General features: G+C 73.7%; 15 protein-coding genes, 1 tRNA gene and 1 pseudogene. 13 read left to right on the top strand and 4 right to left on the bottom strand.

The features are described from left to right. Positions 1-6: 6 nt before the first annotated feature. Positions 7-1053, bottom strand: a complete 1047-nt coding sequence (locus AB0H57_RS26905; protein ID WP_357511104.1) for a glucose 1-dehydrogenase — start codon at positions 1051-1053, stop codon at positions 7-9. A gap of 148 nt (positions 1054-1201) precedes the next feature. Here AB0H57_RS26905 and AB0H57_RS26900 point away from each other — a divergent pair. Together AB0H57_RS26900 and AB0H57_RS26895 are read left to right on the top strand one after the other, a co-directional pair. After that, positions 1202-1849 (top strand): annotated as a pseudogene (locus AB0H57_RS26900) (NADH-quinone oxidoreductase subunit C); the annotation flags it as partial. A 299-nt stretch (positions 1850-2148) separates the two neighbouring features. Beyond that, a complete protein-coding gene (locus AB0H57_RS26895) occupies positions 2149-3111 on the top strand; it encodes a complex I subunit 1 family protein (RefSeq protein ID WP_357511102.1) in 963 nt (320 codons plus the stop codon). A 57-nt stretch (positions 3112-3168) separates the two neighbouring features. Here AB0H57_RS26895 and AB0H57_RS26890 read toward each other — a convergent pair whose 3' ends face one another. Beyond that, the gene (locus AB0H57_RS26890; RefSeq protein WP_357511100.1) at positions 3169-4194 is read right to left on the bottom strand and encodes a glutathione S-transferase C-terminal domain-containing protein; all 1026 of its coding nucleotides are present in this window, start codon (positions 4192-4194) and stop codon (positions 3169-3171) included. 92 nt (positions 4195-4286) lie between these two features. Between AB0H57_RS26890 and AB0H57_RS26885 the strand changes: the two genes are divergently transcribed. The 8 genes from AB0H57_RS26885 (at position 4287) to htpX (ending at position 12278) form a co-directional block, all read left to right on the top strand. After that, positions 4287-4709, top strand: coding sequence for an ester cyclase (locus tag AB0H57_RS26885; RefSeq protein ID WP_357511098.1), 423 nt, complete (start codon positions 4287-4289; stop codon positions 4707-4709). Between the two features lie 94 nt (positions 4710-4803). After that, positions 4804-5400 carry an NADH-quinone oxidoreductase subunit I gene (locus AB0H57_RS26880; protein WP_357511096.1) on the top strand — a complete coding sequence of 199 codons (597 nt, stop codon included), beginning with the start codon at positions 4804-4806 and terminating at the stop codon, positions 5398-5400. Then, the gene (locus AB0H57_RS26875; protein WP_357511094.1) at positions 5400-5981 is read left to right on the top strand and encodes an NADH-quinone oxidoreductase subunit J; all 582 of its coding nucleotides are present in this window, start codon (positions 5400-5402) and stop codon (positions 5979-5981) included. Before AB0H57_RS26880 ends, AB0H57_RS26875 begins: the two co-directional genes overlap by 1 nt. Continuing rightward, a complete protein-coding gene (gene nuoK / locus AB0H57_RS26870; protein ID WP_357511092.1) occupies positions 5978-6325 on the top strand; it encodes an NADH-quinone oxidoreductase subunit NuoK in 348 nt (115 codons plus the stop codon). Before AB0H57_RS26875 ends, nuoK begins: the two co-directional genes overlap by 4 nt. Further along, positions 6322-8256, top strand: coding sequence for an NADH-quinone oxidoreductase subunit L (locus AB0H57_RS26865; RefSeq protein ID WP_357511090.1), 1935 nt, complete (start codon positions 6322-6324; stop codon positions 8254-8256). Before nuoK ends, AB0H57_RS26865 begins: the two co-directional genes overlap by 4 nt. Next, the gene (locus AB0H57_RS26860) at positions 8253-9758 is read left to right on the top strand and encodes an NADH-quinone oxidoreductase subunit M (protein ID WP_357511088.1); all 1506 of its coding nucleotides are present in this window, start codon (positions 8253-8255) and stop codon (positions 9756-9758) included. The genes AB0H57_RS26865 and AB0H57_RS26860 overlap by 4 nt, the downstream gene beginning before the upstream one ends. Before the next feature lie 22 nt (positions 9759-9780). Beyond that, positions 9781-11247 carry a proton-conducting transporter membrane subunit gene (locus tag AB0H57_RS26855; RefSeq protein ID WP_357511086.1) on the top strand — a complete coding sequence of 489 codons (1467 nt, stop codon included), beginning with the start codon at positions 9781-9783 and terminating at the stop codon, positions 11245-11247. Between the two features lie 152 nt (positions 11248-11399). Further along, positions 11400-12278 carry a zinc metalloprotease HtpX gene (gene htpX, locus AB0H57_RS26850; RefSeq protein ID WP_357511084.1) on the top strand — a complete coding sequence of 293 codons (879 nt, stop codon included), beginning with the start codon at positions 11400-11402 and terminating at the stop codon, positions 12276-12278. 46 nt (positions 12279-12324) lie between these two features. Here htpX and AB0H57_RS26845 read toward each other — a convergent pair whose 3' ends face one another. Further along, a complete protein-coding gene (locus AB0H57_RS26845) occupies positions 12325-13998 on the bottom strand; it encodes a hypothetical protein (RefSeq protein WP_357511082.1) in 1674 nt (557 codons plus the stop codon). 153 nt (positions 13999-14151) lie between these two features. On the opposite strand from AB0H57_RS26845, the gene AB0H57_RS26840 reads away from it, so the two are divergent. Continuing rightward, positions 14152-15411, top strand: a complete 1260-nt coding sequence (locus AB0H57_RS26840; protein ID WP_357511080.1) for an MFS transporter — start codon at positions 14152-14154, stop codon at positions 15409-15411. Between the two features lie 201 nt (positions 15412-15612). Here the strand turns inward: AB0H57_RS26840 and AB0H57_RS26835 are convergent, their stop codons facing one another. Continuing rightward, positions 15613-16107 (bottom strand): YajQ family cyclic di-GMP-binding protein, encoded by a 495-nt coding sequence (locus AB0H57_RS26835; protein WP_357511078.1) that lies wholly within the window; start codon positions 16105-16107, stop codon positions 15613-15615. Between the two features lie 148 nt (positions 16108-16255). Here AB0H57_RS26835 and AB0H57_RS26830 point away from each other — a divergent pair. Beyond that, a tRNA-Tyr gene (locus AB0H57_RS26830) sits at positions 16256-16339 on the top strand. A 128-nt stretch (positions 16340-16467) separates the two neighbouring features. Continuing rightward, positions 16468-16863, top strand: coding sequence for a hypothetical protein (locus AB0H57_RS26825; RefSeq protein WP_357511076.1), 396 nt, complete (start codon positions 16468-16470; stop codon positions 16861-16863). Positions 16864-16910: the final 47 nt, after the last annotated feature.

Raw genomic sequence — 16910 nt, 5'->3', positions numbered from 1 at the left:
GGCCCGTCAGAGGGTGAAGTCCAGCACCACCTTGATGTCGTCCGGCTGGTGGGCGTACGCCTCGGGGTATGCCTCCACCGGCACCCGGCGGGTGATCAGCGAACCCAGCCAGTCCTGGTCGGCGCGGGCCAGCGCCTCGGCGGCCAGGTCCCAGTGCCGGCGGTTGGCGTTCACCGAGCCGAAGACCACGTTGTTCTCCAGCACCAGCTCCCGGTTGAGCGCCCCGGCGTCGAAGTCGATGCTCCGCCCGCCGCTGGAGACTCCGGTCAGGCAGACCACCCCGGCCGGGCCCGCCTTGCACATGGCGTCCAGCACCACCACCGGCGCGCCGGTGCACTCCACCACGATGTCCGGCTCGAAATCCAACTCGCCGACGGTCCCCGTGTGGTACGTCGCGCCGAGCGCCCGCACCAGGTCCGGTTTCGGGCCGGTGGTGTTCCGGTCCAGCACGTGCACGGCGAGCCCGCGCTGGACGGCCAGCAGCGCCGCCAGCAGCCCGATCGGCCCGGCGCCGGTGACCAGGACGAGCTGCGGCTGCCACTCGGCCCGGCCGCCGATCCGCTCGATGTGGTCCCACGCCTTCGCCACCACGCTCGCCGGCTCCAGCAGCATGCCGACCGGGGCCAGGACCGGGTCCAGGCCGACGGCGAACTTCGGCTGCAACCGCCAGCGGTCCCGGGCGAAGCCGGGCAGCGCCTTGATCCCGTGCTCGGTGTACTGCCCGTTGCGGCACATGTCCCACTCGCCGACCGCGCAGTTGGCGCACGGCACCGGGTCCGGATGCCGGACGATGCCGGCGACCAGGTCACCGCGTTGCAGCGTGCCGCTCGGGTCCTCGATCACCCGGCCGAGCGCCTCGTGCCCGAGGACCAGGGTGTCCCCGCCGGGCGGCGCCTCGCCGTAGTGGCCCTCGATGATCTCGTGGTCGGTGCCGCAGATGCCCACGGCGAGCGCCTCGACCAGGATGCCGCCCTCCTCGGTCGGCGGCTCCGGGTGGTCCCGGGTCAGGCGCAGCGAGCCGGGGACACCGGGGGTCACAGTCACAGCGCGCACGATGCTCATCTTCCCCCGCCCACCGGCCGCCCGCCGGAAAAGCCCGCGAAAGCTCGTTTGTCAGGAGGGGCCCCTCCTTGCACCCTCGGGCGCCGGCCGGGGCGGCGCGCGGGTCGGTCGGGCGGGTGCGGGCCATAGGATCAGCGGCATGACTCCCGAAGAGGTCGGCCGCCGGCTGGCGACGCTGCTCGGGCCCGTCGAGCTCACCCCGTCGGTCTCCGGCGGGCAGTCGTACGCCCGGGCCACCGTCGATGTACCCCCGGCGAGCTGGCGGGACGCGCTCCGTGCGGCCCGGGACGACGCCGAGCTGGGCTGCGACTTCTTCGACTGGCTGTCGGCGGTGGACGAGCTGACCGACGGCTTCGACGTGGTGGCCCACCTGTGGTCGACCACCCACCGGCACGGGCTGCTGATCCGCACCCGGATTCCCCGGGACACCCCGGTGGTTTCCTCGGTGGTCGACCTCTATCCCGGTGCGGCCTGGCACGAGCGCGAGACGCACGAGATGTTCGGGATCGACTTCACCGGCCACGGCGAGCTGCGGCCGCTGCTGCTGCCCCCCGAGTTCGAGGGGCATCCGCTGCGCAAGGAGTTCGTACTCGCCTCCCGGGTGGCCAAGCCGTGGCCCGGGGCTAAGGAGCCGGGCGAGTCCGAGGCCGGTGGCGGGCGTCGGCCGATCCGCCCGCCGGGCGTGCCCGCACCGGGGGAGTGGGGCACCACGCCCACGCCGGCCGGGGCCGGTGGCGCCGGCGAGGGGCCGCGCGGCGGCACGCCGGCCCGCCCGGCCCGGGAGCGCCCCGCCCGGCCCGCGCCGGGCGCCCGTGGCCTGCGTACGCCCCGGCCTGCCGGCGGGGCGACGACCGGCGCGGCCCCGGGACCGGCCTCGGCCGGCGCCCCTGACCCGACGGCCACCGACGCGGCCCCGCCCGCGACCAGTGCTCCTGACTCCGCGCCCACCGACGCGGCGGGTCCGCTGCCCGGCGCCACCGGTGGCCCCGGGGACGGGCCGGCCCGGTCCGGTCCGCCGGCCGACCGGCCGTCGGCGCGCGGGCCGGCCGCCACCGAGCGGGCCGACCACGAGGGAGGAACGGACTGATGCCGACCTGGTTGGAGCTGGTGATCCGGGTCGGTGGCGTGCTCGTCGCCTTCCTCACCCTGCCGCTGATCGTCGGCCAGGCCGAGCACAAGGTGATGGCCCACATGCAGGGCCGGCTCGGCCCGATGTACGCGGGCGGCTTCCACGGCTGGGCCCAGCTGGTCGCCGACGGGGTCAAGTTCGTGCAGAAGGAGGACGTCACCCCACGGGAGGCGGACCGGGCGGTGTTCCGGCTGGCCCCGGTGGTGGCCCTGGTGCCCTACCTGCTGGCCCTGCTGGTGATCCCGCTCGGCCCGAACGACCTGGTCGGCCAGCCGCTGGACATCGGCCTGTTCTTCGTGCTGGCGGTGGTCGGCGTGGGCGTGGTGGCGGTGCTGATGTCGGCCTGGGCGTCGGCCAACAAGTACAGCCTGCTCGGCGGCCTGCGCGGCGCGGCCCAACTGCTCGGGTACGAGCTGCCGCTGGTGCTGGCCGCCGCGTCGGTCGCGATGGCGGCCGGCACGCTCAGCCTGCCCGGCATCGTCGAGGCGTGGCGGCCGTGGTGGCTGCTCTGGCAGGCGCCCGCGATGATCGTGTTCTTCCTGGCCGGGCTGGCCGAGATCCGCCGGCCGCCGTTCGACATGCCGATCGCCGACTCCGAGCTGGTCTTCGGCTACCTGACCGAGTACACCGGCCTGCGCTTCGCGTTCTTCCTGCTCGCCGAGTACGTCGGCATCGTGGTGATCGCCGCGCTGACCACCGTGCTCTTCCTCGGCGGCTGGCAGGGGCCGTTCGCCGACGCCCAGCTCGGCTGGCTCTGGACGCTGCTCAAGGTCTTCGCCGTCTCGTTCGTGATCATCTGGCTGCGGGTGAGCTACCCGCGGCTGCGGGAGGACCAGCTCCAGCGGCTCTGCTGGCTGGTGCTGGTCCCGGTCTCCCTCGGCCAGCTCGTCCTCACCGCCGGCGTCCGGCTGGCGCTGTGAGGAGGGGCCCCTTGTTAACGCCTGCGGTATGGGCGGGGCCCCCGGTCAACACCGCGCTCAGCCCAGCGGGGTGTGCGCGGGGTCGACGCGCTCGGCCGGCGGGGGAGGTGGCGGCGGCGTGCCGTCGCCGAAGGGGCGTCCGCCCAACTCCTCCCGCCCGTGCGGGGTGAGCCAGTTGGACAGGTCGGGCCCGAGCGGGACCACGCCGGTCGGGTTGATGTCCCGGTGCACCTCGTAGTAGTGCCGCTTGATGTGGTCGAAGTCGACGGTGTCGCCGAAGCCGGGCGTGGTGAACAGGTCCCGGGCGTACGCCCAGAGCACCGGCATCTCGGACAGCTTCTGCCGGTTGCACTTGAAGTGCCCGTGGTAGACCGGGTCGAAGCGGACCAGGGTGGTGAACAGCCGTACGTCCGCCTCGGTGATCGTGTCGCCGACCAGGTACCGCTGCCCGGCCAGCCGCTCGGTCAGCCAGTCCAGCCGGTCGAAGAGCCGGTGGTACGCCCGCTCGTACGCCTCCTGGCTGCCGGCGAAGCCGCACCGGTACACGCCGTTGTTGACGTCCGCGAAGACCACCGCATTGACCTCGTCGATCTCGCTGCGCAGCGGCTCCGGGTAGAGCTGCGGCGCGCCCGGGCGGTGGTACGCCGTCCATTCGGTGGACAGGTCCAGGCTCATCTGCGCGTAGTCGTTGGTGACCACCTGTCCGGTCGGCACGTCCACGATCGCCGGCACGGTGATGCCGCGCTCGTAGCCGGGGAACCGCTTGAAGTACGCCTCCTGGATCCGCTCGATGCCGAGCACCGGGTCCCGCCCGCCCGGGTCCAGGTCGAACGTCCAGCTCCGGGCGTCGTGGGTGGGGCCGGCGACGGCCATCGAGAGGGCGTCCTCCAGGCCGAGCAGGCGCCGGACGATGATCAACCGGTTGGCCCAGGGGCAGGCCCGGCTGACCGCGAGCCGGTACCGGCCCGGCTCGACCGGCCACCCGTTCCGCCCGTCGGCGGTGATCCGGGTCGCGATGTAGCGCTGGTCCCGGGTGAACTCGCCGCCCGGCTCGACGTACTTGCCACCTGTCTGCTCGGCCACGCCGCCCCCTCGAAGGTCCCGTCGTCGGTCTCCGCCCCATCTTGGCCGATCTCCGCCCGGCCGGCCCGCCGAGCGCCGGTTACGCTGCCCGGATGATCGACGTGGAGGCGGCGGCCCGCCGGTTCGTCGCGGACGTGTGGAACGGCGGGCGGGAGGAATCGGCGTACGAGCTGGTCGCCGCCGGCTGCCCGGGGCTGGGCGGGACCGGGCCGGTGGCGACGCTGGCCTGGCACCGGGACCGGCGGGCGGCCTTCCCCGACCTGCGCTACAAGATCGTCGACCTGGTGGCGGCCGGTGACCGGGTGGCGGTGCGCTGGCGGGCCGCCGGCACCCAGGCCGGGCAGTTCGGCCCGGTGCCGCCGACCGGCCGGGTGGCCAGCTACTCGGGGGCGACGTTCCTGCGGTTCGACCCGGACGGGCGAATCGCCGACGTGTGGAGCGTCAACGAGCTGTTCCAGACCCTCCAGCAGCTCGGCGTGGAGATGCTTCCTCCGGTCACCGGCCCCGGGGCGTGATCCGGGCCCGTTCGGTGCGCCCTTCTCCCCGGTTGGCGCGGTATCGCCGCAAAGCGCAGGGTGGTGGTCGCGCGCGCCGTGGGCACAGGGCAGGATGAGCGGCATGAGCGAGCGCAGCGGCACGAGCGAGCGCAGCGGCATTCCCGGCGAGGGGCTGGTGAAGGGGCTGGCGGTCACGCTGAAGACGATGACCCGCCGCTCGACCACCCAGCAGTACCCGGACGTGGCCCCCGAGCTGCCGCCTAGGTCCCGCGGCGTGATCGCGCTGCTGGAGGAGAACTGCACCGTCTGCATGCTCTGCGCCCGGGAGTGCCCCGACTGGTGCATCTACATCGACTCCCACAAGGAGGAGATGGCGGTGCCCGGCGCGGCCCGCCCCCGGCAGCGCAACGTGCTCGACCGCTTCGACATCGACTTCTCGCTCTGCATGTACTGCGGCATCTGCATCGAGGTCTGCCCGTTCGACGCGCTCTACTGGTCACCCGAGTTCGAGTACGCCGAGTACGACATCAAGGATCTGCTGCACGACAAGGAGCACCTGGGCGAGTGGATGGGGACCGTCCCGCCACCGCCGGCGCACGACCCGAACGGCGAGCCTGCCAAGGAGGTGTCCGTCGCGGCACGCAAGGCCGCATCGCCGGCGGCCCGGCCGGCCGTACCCCCGGCGGGCGAGGGCGAGGGCGGGGCCTGATGACCGCCGCGGACGTGCTGCTGCTCGCCCTCGGCGCGGTGGCGGTCGGCGCGGGCCTGCTGGTGGTGGCCACCCGGCACCTGGTCCGGGCCGGCCTGCACCTGGTGGTCTGCCTGGGCGCGCTGGCCGGCATGTATCTGGTGCTCACCGCCGAGCTGGTCGCCTGGGTGCAGGTGCTGATCTACGTCGGTGCGGTGGTGGTCCTGCTGCTCTTCGCGGTGATGCTCACCCGCGCGCCCATCGGCGCCTCCGCCGACCTGGACCGGCCCGGCTGGCCCGCCGCGCTGGTCGGTGGCGGTGCCGGGCTCGGCCTGGCCGCGCTGCTGGTGGACGCGTTCCGCTGGTCCCGGGTGGACCTGCCGGCGGCGGGCACCGCCGAGCGCCTCGGCGAGCAGGTCTTCCGCTCCTGGGTGCTGCCGTTCGAGGTGCTCTCGGTGCTGCTGCTGGCCGCCCTGGTCGGCGCGGTGGTGCTGGCCCGGCCGGAGATCGGCCGCCGGCCCGGCGCCGACGGCACCCCGCCCGCGCCGGGCCGCCGCACGCCGCCGGCCCTGCCCCGGGCCGACGAGGGCGGCCGCCGGTGAGGCCGGTCATCCCGTACGTCACCGCCGCGCTGCTGTTCGGCCTCGGCGCGTACGGCGTGCTGCGCCGGCGCAACGCCGTGCTGGTGCTGATGGCGGTCGAGTTGATGCTCAACGCGGTCAACCTGATCCTGGTCACCGCCGACACCACGGTCCGGGCCCAGCTCCCGCACGCCGGGCAGGTCTTCGCGCTCTTCGTGATCGTGCTGGCCGCCGCCGAGGTCGGGGTGGGCCTGGCGATCGTGCTCCAGCTCTACCGGCTGCGGTCCAGCGTGGTGGTCGACGAGGTGCCGCTCGACGAGGCCGCCGTCGAGCCGGTGCCGGCCACCGTGGAGGGGGACCGGTGACCGGGCTGCTGGGCGCCGCGCTGCCGGCCGTACCCTTGCTCGCCGGCCTGCTCGGCCTGCTGCTGCCGCCGTCACCGCGCGGCGCGGCCACCGGCGAGGGAGCGGCCCGCCGGCTGGCGATCGGGCTCGGCGTGGCCGGCGCGGCCGGCGCGCTGCTCGTCGCGGCGCTGCTGGCGCTGCGGGTCGGCGCCCCGGTCGAGACGTCCGCCACCTGGATCGACCTCGGCGGCCTGCGGGTGACCCTGGGGGTACGCCTCGACGGCGCGGCCGCCGTGGTCGCGGTCGCGGTGAGCGCGGTGGCCCTGGCCGTGCAGGTCTACTCGGTCGGCTACCTGCGGCGCGGCCCGCACGACGACGTCGAGGTGGACCACCGCTACCCGCCGTACGCGGCCCAGATCAGTCTCTTCACCGCGGCGATGCTGACCGTGGTGGTCGCCGGGGACCTGATCCTGCTGCTGGTCGGCTGGGAGGTGATGGGCCTCTGCTCGTACCTGCTCATCGCGCACGACCGGCGGCTGCCCGAGGCGCCCGCCGCGGCGGTGAAGGCGTTCCTGGTCACCCGGGTGGGTGACGTCGGCTTCCTGCTCGGCATCGCCCTGCTCGGCGTGTCGGCGGGCAGCTTCCGGATCGCCGACGTGTTGGCGCACGACTACCCCACCGGCACCCTCACCGCCGCCTGCCTGCTCCTGCTGGCCGGGGTGGCCGGCAAGAGCGCCCAGTTCCCGCTGCACACCTGGCTGCCGGACGCGATGGCCGGCCCGACCCCGATCTCCGCGCTGATCCACGCCGCCACCATGGTCGCCGCCGGCGTGTACGCGGTCACCCGGCTCTTCCCGCTCTTCGCCGCCGCCCCGGTGGCGCTGACCGTGCTCGGGGTGCTGGCCGCGATCACCATCCTGCTCGGGGCGTTCGCCGCCACCGCCCAGGACGACCTCAAACGGGTGCTGGCCTGGTCCACGGTCTCCCAGATCGGGTACATGACCGGCGCGCTGGCGGTCGGCTCGCCCAGTGCGGCCCTGTTCCACCTGCTCACCCACGCCGCGTTCAAGGCGCTGCTGTTCCTGGCCGCCGGCGCGGTCATCCACGCCGTGGGCACCACGCTGATGTCCCGGATGGGCGGGCTGCGGGCCGCCATGCCGGTCACCTTCTGGTGCACGCTGATCGGGCTCGGGGCGCTCGTCGGGGTGCCGCCGCTGTCCGGCTTCTGGAGCAAGGAGGGCGTGCTCGCCGCCGCCGAGGCCGCCGCGCTGGACGGCGCCGGGCCGACCCCGTCCTGGCTGGGCTGGCTGGTCTGGCTGGCCGGGCTGCTCGGCGTCGCCGTCACCGCCTGGTACGCGACCCGCCTGCTGCTGCGTACCTTCTTCGGCGCCACCCGCATCCCGCTGGCCCACCCGCACGATCCGCCGGCGGTGCTGCGCTGGCCGGTGCTGCTGCTGGCCGTGCCCGCCGCGCTGCTCGGCCTCGCCGGGTTCGTCCAGCCGTTCGCGCACCGCCTGCGCTACCCGGCGGAGCCGGCGCTGCCGCCGGGTGAGCTGGCGCTCGTGCACCTCGCCCCGGCGGTGCTGCTGCCGCTGGCGCTGCTGGCCGTCGGGGTCGGGCTGGCCTGGGCCGGCTGGCGCCGGGACCCGGCCGCCGACCCGGCCCGCTTCCTGGGCCCGCTGCGGCCGGTCTTCGCCCGGGCGTTCCGGCTCGACGACGTCCAGCACGCCCTGGTCGTACGCCCCGTCACCGCGCTGGCCGCGGTGAGCCGCCACGGTGACGAGCGGATCGTGGACGGGGCGGTCGAGGGCAGCGGGCGGGGCGCGTACCGGCTCGGCGGCGGGCTGGCCGCGCTGCACCGGGCCGCGCTGCCCCGGGCGGCGACCGCCGTGCTGGCCGGCGCGTTGCTGATCGGCGTGGCCGCCGTCCTGATCGGAGGCTGGTCCTCATGACCTTCGGACAGTTCCTGCTGGTCTCGCTGCTGGCGCTGCCGGCGCTGGGCGCGCTGGCGGTGGCCGCCACCCCCGGCGACCGGGCCGCCCGCGCGGTCGGCACCGCCGTCGCCGCGCTGGCCCTGGTGCCGGCGGTGCTGCTGGTCACCGGCGACCACGGCTGGTTCGGCTACGGGCCGCGGCCCGCCGTGCAGCCCTGGCACCAGCTCGACCTGCCCTGGGTGCCGGGGTTGGAGCTGCGCTTCCACCTGGGGGTGGACGGCATCTCCTGGCCGCTGGTGGTGCTCACCGCGCTGCTCACCCTGCTCTGCTGCGGGTACACGCTGTGGCGGGTGCCCGAGGGCGCCGGCGGCGGGAAGGCCCTGGTCGCGCTGCTGCTGGTGGTCGAGGTCGGCATCCTGGGCACCTTCCTCGCCCTGGACCTGGTGCTGTTCTTCCTCTTCTTCGAGGTCGTCCTGCTCCCGATGTACGCGGTCATCGCCGGCTGGGGCGGCCCGGACCGGCGCCGCGCGGCCCGCAAGTTCGCGCTCTACACCCTCTTCGGCTCGGTGCTGTTACTGGTCGGCGTGTACGTGGTGGTGGCCGCCGCCGGCACCGCCGACCTGGTGGCGCTGACCGGCGGGTCCGGCCTGTCCCGGGGCACCCAGCTGGCGGCGTTCACCCTGCTGGCGCTCGCCTTCGCGGTGAAGAGCCCGCTCTGGCCGCTGCATTCCTGGCTGCCCGACGCGCACACCCAGGCGCCCACCGTGGGCAGCGTGATCCTGGCCGGGGTGCTGCTCAAGATGGGCACGTACGGCCTGATCCGGGTGGCGGTCGGGGTGGCGCCGGAGGGGGCCCGTTGGGCCGCCCCGGTGCTCGGCGTGCTCGCCGTCGCCGCGATCATCGTCGGCTCGCTGGTCTGCCTGGCCCAGGACGAGCTGAAGCGGCTGATCGCGTACTCCAGCGTCGGGCACATGGGCTTCGTGCTGCTCGGGGTGGCCACGCTGACCGCCACCGGCATCCAGGCGGCGCTGATCGGCAACGTGGCGCACGGGGTGATCACCGGCCTGCTGTTCTTCCTGGCGGGCGCGGTCAAGGACCGGGCGCACACCGGCGCGCTCGCCGAGCTGTCCGGGCTGCGGGAGACCGCGCCCCGGCTCGCCGGCCTGCTCGGCTTCGCCGCGGTGGCCTCGCTCGGGCTGCCCGGGCTGGCCGGTTTCTGGGGGGAGGCGTTCGCCGTGGTGGCGGCCGTCCAGCGGGGCGGGCCGCTCTGGACCACGCTGGCGGTGCTGGCCGCGATCGGCGGGGCGCTGACCGCCGCGTACTTCCTGCGGCTGCTGCGCCGGGTCACCCACGGCCGGCCCAGCCCGGCGGTGGGGCGGATCGGGCCCGGGGTGGCGGTGGCCGAGCTGACCGCCTGGGCGCCGCTGGTGCTGCTCGCGCTGGTGGTCGGCCTGGTGCCGGCCCTGGTGCTCGGCTACGCGTCCGGACCGGTGAACGCCCTGCTGGGAGTGGTCCGGTGAGCGCGAACGAAGGCAGGCTCCCATGAGTGTGGTGCAGAGCGTCGACAACGTGGCGCTGCTGTCGGCGTACCTGGCCGCCGGCACCGCCGTACTCGTGCTGCTGGCCGACCTGGTGCTGGCCCGCGCGGGTGTCACGGTGGCGGTGGCCGCCGGGGGCGCCGCCGCGACCGCCGTCGGCGCGGCGCTGGTCGGCGCGGGTCAGACCCGGCGGACGTTCTGCGTGGGCGCCGACTGCTCCTGGGTGTACGACGACCGGGCGGCCCTGGTCGGGGCGCTGTTCGCGCTGCTCACCCTCGGCGTGCTGGCGATCTCCGGCCCGCTGCTGCGGGCCGGCGAGACGCCGGTGGGGGAATACTGCTTCCTGCTCGCCTGTTCGCTGACCGGCGGGGTGGTGCTGGGCGCGGCGGGGGATCTGATCACTCTGATCGTGGCCCTGGAGACGCTGACCCTGCCGCTGTACGTGCTGGTCGGGTTGCGCCGGGGCAGCGTGGCCGGCGCCGAGGCGGCGGTCACCTTCTTCGTGGTGAGCGTGGTGGCGACGACGCTCACCCTGCTCGGCGCGGCCCTGCTCTACGCGGTGACCGGCGGGCTGCACCTGGGCCGGATCGGCGCGCTGTTCGGCGAGCGCCCGGAGCTGCTGGACGTGCCGCTGACCACGGCGGCGGTGGCGCTGGTGGTGCTCGGGCTGGCCTTCAAGGTGGCGGCGGTGCCGTTCCACGCCTGGGCGCCGGCCACCTACGACGGCGCCCCGCTGCCGGTCGCGGCCTACCTGTCCACCGCGTCGAAGCTGGGCGGGGTGGTCGCCCTGCTGGCGGTGACCGGGTTGGCGTTGCCGGCGGCGGTCACCGGGCCGGTGCTGGCCGTGCTGGCCGTGCTGACCATGACGGTGGGCAACCTGGTGGCGCTGCGCCAGCGGCGTACCGTCCGGCTGCTGGCCTGGTCGTCGGTGGCCCAGGCCGGTTACATCCTGGCCCCGCTGGGCGCGCTGGCGCTGGCCGCCGGGCGCACCGACGAGGCGCGGGCCGGGGCGTACGCCGCCGCCGTCGCGTACACGATCTTCTTCGTGCTGCTGGAGCTGGCGGCCTTCGCGGCGGTGGTGGCGCTGCGCCCGGCGGGTGCGGACGGCGGCACGCTCGACGAGCTGCGCGGCGCGGCCCGCCGCCACCCCTGGGTGGGCGGGGCGCTGGCGCTGGCCCTGGTCGGGTTGGCCGGGTTGCCGCCCGGCCTGGCCGGGCTGTTCGCCAAGGTCACCGTCGTCCGGTCGTTGCTGGACGGCGGGGCCGGCTGGCTGGCTTTGGTGGTGGCCGTCAACGCCGTCATCGGGCTGGCCTACTACCTGCGGTTCGCGGCGGTCCTGTGGGCTCCGGGCACCGGCCCGGCCCCCACCCGCCCGGCCCGTACCGTGGTCGCCGCGCTGGCGGTGGCCACCGCGGTGGCCGTGGCGGTCGGCTTCGCCCCGCAGGTGGTGCTGGATCTCGCCGTCCGCTGACGGTCTGTCCCGACTCCTCCCCGCTGTCCGGTTCCTACAGCGGGTTCACAGGATTCCCCAGTCAGCTTTCAGCCATGAGCAGGATGGTTGGCGGGTACCGGGTTGTTGAACCGGTCGGCGGACCCTGCGATCCGCGCACCGAAGGAGCCATCGTGCATCACAACCGTCTGAAGACCGCAGCGCTGCTCGGCCTCCTGACCTCGCTGATCCTCGCGGTCGGCTACTGGTTCGGCGGCAGTGGCGGCCTGGTCGTCGCCGTCGTCGTCTCGTTGCTGATGAACGGCGTCACCTACTTCTACTCCGACAAGCTCGCCCTGCGCTCGATGCGGGCGCAACCGGTCAGCGAGGCCCAGTTCCCCGAGCTGTACCGGATGGTGCGTGAGCTCTCCACCGAGGCCGGCCAGCCGATGCCGCGCCTCTACGTCAGCCCGACCGCACAGCCCAACGCGTTCGCCACCGGCCGCAACCCGCAACACGCGGCGGTCTGCGTCACGCAGGGCATCGTCGAGGTCCTCGACTACCGGGAGCTGCGCGGCGTGATCGGGCACGAGCTGTCCCACGTCTACAACCGGGACATCCTGATCTCCAGCGTGGCGGCCGGCCTGGCCGGCATCATCACCATGCTGGCGAACATCGCCTGGTTCATCCCGCTGGGCTCCTCCGACGACGAGGACGGACCGAACCCGGCGGTGCTGCTGCTCACCCTGATCCTCGGCCCGATCGCGGCGACGCTGATCCAGCTGGCGATCAGCCGCAGCCGCGAGTTCCAGGCCGATCAGTCCGGTGCCGAGCTGAGCCGGGACCCGCTGGCGCTGGCCAGCGCCCTGCGCAAGATCCACATGGGTACGCAGACCCGCCCGCTGCCGCCGCAGGGACAGCTCACCAGCACCGCGCACCTGATGATCGACAACCCGTTCAAGCGGGGCGGCGGCATCGCCGCGATGTTCGCCACCCACCCGCCGATGGAGCAGCGGGTGGCCCGGCTGGAGCGGATGGCCGCCAGCAGCGGCCCGGTGCAGTTCCAGCGCTGACCCACCGGGCACGGGCCCCGGCCGCCGCGGACGCGGTGACCGGGGCTCAGCCCTGCTTCTGGCAGAGCCGCTGCGGGGTGAACGGTGGCCCGGGCGATACCTTCCCCCGCCAGACCGGGTTGATGGCGGGGGCCAGACCGGGGGCCTGCCAGGCCGCGCCGACCAACTGGTAGAGGCTGTACTCCCGGCGTGGCGCGTTGATGTGCTCGCCGGCGAGGAAGTCGACCAGCCGGTCGTTGACGACGTCCCGGCTGAGCAGGCCGCCGTGCAGCGAGGGCACCTCGAACACCGGGATGTTCGCGAACGGGCCGGGCGGCAGTTCGGCTGCCGTGACCGTCGGCAGGAAGGCGATGGCCCGGACGTTGGGAATCGTGCACATCGCCTCGAACCGGTAAAACGGCCCCTCGTCCTGCAGCGAGCGGATGAACGGCTCGTCCGGACTGTCCGCACCACCGGTGACGAGGTTCACCGCGGCGAAGATGCCACGGAGCTGCCAGCCGGCCGCCAGCCCCCAGCCACGGTCCGCGTCCGGCGGCGGGTAGTAGACGCGGGCGGCGCGGACCAGCGGGCTGAACATCAGCAGGGCCCGGACCGGGGTGTTCGGACGGTTGCGCAGGTAGGTCCGCGCCACCATCGCCCCCTCGCTCTCGCCGAGCAGCGCCACCGGCCGGCGGGTCCGGGCGTGCAGCGCGTCCACCTGCCGGGACAGCAGGTCGGCGCTGGACTCCAACGACTGGTGGGTGTTGAGCGTGTCGTACGGCCGGGGTTGCCCGGCGTCGTCCAGGCCGGCGTAGGAGAACTGCTGCACCGCCGGGTCGACGGCCGGCACGCCGTCGTACGCCGAGTTGTGCCCGCCCAACACGATCACCGCGTACGGGACCGACGGCGGCAGCCGCGCGGTGAGCACCGGCGGCCGGAAGTTGTTCCGCTGCCGGGCGCCGCCCGAGGTCACCCCCTGCATCACCAGCGGGGTGACCAGCGCGATCACGATGGCGATCGGGGCCACCGGCACCCGCCGCCACCGGACCCGGGCCGGGTGGACGGCCGCCCGCACCGACCGGTTCCACAGCAGGCCGTTGACCGCCCCGCAGGCGGCCGCGATCAACACCGTCCACCAGCCGGGCACCCGCCAGACGATCGCCCCGGCGAAGGTGATCACCACGAAGTCGAGCAGTGACCAGCCGACCAGCGCCGCCGACGGCAGGCCACGCCACCAGCCCGGGCCGACCGCCGCCCGTTGCAGGAACGGCGCGAGCAGCAGCATCGGCCCCACCGAGGCGAAGACGAACCAGGACAGCGACACCACCCCGGCGGCCACGGCCAGCGCCGCGAACGGGCTGACGATCGCTGCGGTCATCGCCGCGACGCCGAGGTTGCGCAGCAGGATGCGCCGGAAGCCGGGATGGGGTACGGCGCCGGGCCAGGCGAGGCTCACCAGGGCGCCGGAGAGCAGCCCGCGCAGCCCGACGGCGAGGACCAGCCCGCCCAGGTACGTCGCCCACGAGTTGTGGTAGACCAGCAGCCACCGCATGTCGTTGTACGAGTCGTACGGCCAGACGGCCGAGGCCTGCGGCGAGAGGCCCTCCGCCCCCATGAAGTTCACGGCCACGAAGAGCACGGCCTGCAGGGTCGGGAAAGCGGCAGCGAGCCCGAGCAGCCCGAGGAATCTGCCCCTCTGGTGACGCACCATCTCCTCCTCGGCCACCGCGACCCCTGCCATTCGACTCTTCCCTGATCACCCCTGGTGCCGGGACGGAACGCCGGAAATGCCGGGTGCTGTCCCGGTGGTGACTCGCGCCGCAGACCGTTCCACCCGAGGCACCGTCGGCGTTAGGGTCGAAACCTCTCTCACCCATTACATCGGAGGTCGACGGTGGCCGGACTGCGCCAGTACGCGGGCGTCTGGCGGATCCCCGGAGCCCCGCTGCTGCTGATCCTCGGCATCGTCGGGCGGCTCGGGATCGGCATGACACCGCTGGCGCTGCTGCTGGTCGTGCAGCAGGTCACCGGCCGGTACTCGCTGGCCGCCGTCGCCGGTGGCATCTACGCCCTGTCCGGCGCCGCACTCAGCCCGATCGCCGGACGCATCGCCGACCGGGCCGGCCCCACCCCGGTGCTGCTGACCACCGCCGTCGCCCACCCGCTGGCCCTGTTCGGGCTGCTCTGGGCGAGCCGCGCCGAGGCGGGCAGCCTGGCGCTGATCTACCTCGCCGCCGGTGTCGCCGGCGCCACGTACCCGCCGCTGACCGCCGCGATCCGCGGCGCCTGGAACGACCTCACCGGCCCCGCCACCGGCCGCTACCAGCTCCGCAACACCGCGCTCGCCGCCGAGACCTCGCTCTTCGAGGTCGTCTTCGTGCTCGGCCCGCTGCTGGTCGCCGGCTTCGTGCTGGTCGCCGACGCCGCCGCCGCGCTGATCGGCTCCGCCGTGGTCACCCTGGTGGGCACCGTCGCAGTGGCCCTCGGCCGGGTGATGCGGGGCTGGCGACCGCACCCCCGGGAGCAGCACACCCGCGGGCTGGGGCCGCTCGGACTGGGCGGCTTCCCCGCCCTGCTGATCTGCGTGGCCGGCCTGGGCATCGCGTTCGGCGCCGCCGGAGTCATCGTGCCCGCCTACGCCGCCGGGCAACCGACGGACGACCCGGAGAGCCTGGCCGGCCTGCTGCTCGCCGTCTGGGGGGTGGGCAGCGCGATCGGTGGTTTCTGGTTCGGTGTACGCCGGCCGGCGCCGAACATGACCCGCCAGTTCGCCTGGCTGCTCGCCGCCGTCGCCACCAGCCTCGCCGTGTTCGCGCTGATGCCCGGCCCGCTGGCGCTGGGCGCGGCGCTGACGGTCGGCGGGGCCACCATCGCCCCCGCGCTCACCCTGGAGAACACCCTCGTCGGCCGGATCACCCCGGCCAGCATGCTGAACGAGGCGTACACCTGGGTGGTCACCACCTCGATCGGGGCGAGCGCGGCCGGCGGCGCGGTGGCCGGCCTGATCGTCGACCACGCGGGCGGCGTGCCCTGGGCGTTCGTCTTCGCCGGCGGCGCGGTGGCGGTCGGCGCGGTGGTGGCCGCGCTGCCCGCCGGCCCGATCGCCCGGGCCGAGGCGGCGGCGCTCCGCGCCGAGCAGCCGGTCACCGTCTGATCCACGCGTCGAGCGGCCACCCGGGAACGGGCGGCCGCTCGACGTGAATGGCCGGGTGGGAATGCGGTCTCAAACCGCTCCCGGCGGGTACTGCACCGTCATGTTCGTCTTCTTCTCGAACCGGATCGGCTGCCTGGGCTCGATCCTGGTCAGCGCGATCCTGACGGTGATCCTGCTGTTGATCTTCTCGCGCTGACCGGCTCAGCGGTAGTTGGTGAACTGCAGGGCGACCCCGAAGTCCTCTCCCTTGAGCAGCGAGATGACGGCCTGGAGGTCGTCCTTCTTCTTGCCGGTGACCCGCAACTGGTCGCCCTGGATCTGGGCCTGGACGCCCTTCGGGCCCTCGTCGCGGATCTTCTTGCTGATCGCCTTGGCCTTGTCCTGGTCGATGCCCTGGATGACCTTGGCGTCGATCTTGAAGATCTTGCCCGACGGGCGCGGGTCGCCGGCGTCCAGCGACTTCAGCGAGATGTTCCGCTTGACCAGTTTCTCCTTGAAGACGTCCAGCGCGGCCCGGACCCGCTCCTCGGTCTCCGCCTGGAGGCTGATCGCCTCCTCACCCGACCAGGAGATCTCCGCGCCCGTTCCCCGGAAGTCGAACCGCTGCCCGAGCTCCTTCCCCGCCTGGCGGAGGGCGTTGTCGACCTCCTGCCGGTCGACCTTGCTCACGATGTCGAACGACGGGTTCGCTGCCATGCTCATGCTCCTGCTGTCCGGCGGTCTGTACCGTTCTGTCGCCCACTGACCAGCGTTGCGACCCCCTGACGGTACCCGGTTGCGTCCGGCCCGGGGGCGACCGCTATCCTTGCTTCCGCCGCCGCGTTGCGACACGGTGGTACGCCCTGGCGGGTTGCCCGAGCGGCCAATGGGAGCGGACTGTAAATCCGTCGCGAAAGCTTCAGAGGTTCGAATCCTCTACCCGCCACCAGGGAACGGCAAGGCCTCTGACCTGCGGAAACGTAGATCAGAGGCCTTCGTCGTATCCCCGCCCATTTGAGCGCCCCGTCAACTGTGTTATCGGGCACGTAGCGGGCACGTTGAGCGTGAGGTGTCGGGATGGCGCTACGGCCAGCGAACGAAGATCAGGTGCACCACGCCGTAGATGAGGTGAGGGTCTACCTGGATGACCTGACTGATCTGGTCGCCAACCTAGCCGACTATGGCCCCATCCAGGTGGACACGACCCACCAAGACGGGGAGAGGTCCCTCGCTGACACGATCGATGATCTGGCTGGCCGCACGGACATCTGGCAGGTGGCAGTCAGCGTCTTGGAGCCGAGTGAGAACCCGGTAGTCGTCCCTGATTCGGTCCTCGTGGTTGACCTGGGCACCTACGGCGTCAGCTACACCGTCCATCACGCGCGGCCCGACCTCCGGCGCATCGCCGATCACTTCATCAAGACGCTAGTACTGCAGCCGCCGTTCGGGATCATGGCTGGAGCTCGAGGTTGAGGCGTCGGGCGTAGTGGGATCGTCGGGCTCGGGCCTGGTGGCGGCGC

Origin of the sequence: Micromonospora sp. NPDC050686 (assembly GCF_040654475.1) — a bacterium.
Taxonomy (GTDB): domain Bacteria; phylum Actinomycetota; class Actinomycetes; order Mycobacteriales; family Micromonosporaceae; genus Micromonospora.
This window is presented reverse-complemented; position numbering and strand designations above follow the sequence as displayed.

Excerpts from the sequence above, each read along its gene's own strand:
- AB0H57_RS26895 (WP_357511102.1), top strand. The coding sequence starts at position 2,149 with ATGCCGACCTGGTTGGAGCTGGTGATCCGGGTCGGTGGCGTGCTCGTC.
- AB0H57_RS26885 (WP_357511098.1), top strand. The coding sequence starts at position 4,287 with ATGATCGACGTGGAGGCGGCGGCCCGCCGGTTCGTCGCGGACGTGTGG.
- AB0H57_RS26880 (WP_357511096.1), top strand. The coding sequence starts at position 4,804 with ATGAGCGGCATGAGCGAGCGCAGCGGCACGAGCGAGCGCAGCGGCATT.
- AB0H57_RS26875 (WP_357511094.1), top strand. The coding sequence starts at position 5,400 with ATGACCGCCGCGGACGTGCTGCTGCTCGCCCTCGGCGCGGTGGCGGTC.
- AB0H57_RS26860 (WP_357511088.1), top strand. The coding sequence starts at position 8,253 with ATGACCTTCGGACAGTTCCTGCTGGTCTCGCTGCTGGCGCTGCCGGCG.
- AB0H57_RS26855 (WP_357511086.1), top strand. The coding sequence starts at position 9,781 with ATGAGTGTGGTGCAGAGCGTCGACAACGTGGCGCTGCTGTCGGCGTAC.
- AB0H57_RS26845 (WP_357511082.1), bottom strand. The coding sequence starts at position 13,998 with ATGGCAGGGGTCGCGGTGGCCGAGGAGGAGATGGTGCGTCACCAGAGG.
- AB0H57_RS26835 (WP_357511078.1), bottom strand. The coding sequence starts at position 16,107 with ATGGCAGCGAACCCGTCGTTCGACATCGTGAGCAAGGTCGACCGGCAG.
- AB0H57_RS26825 (WP_357511076.1), top strand. The coding sequence starts at position 16,468 with ATGGCGCTACGGCCAGCGAACGAAGATCAGGTGCACCACGCCGTAGAT.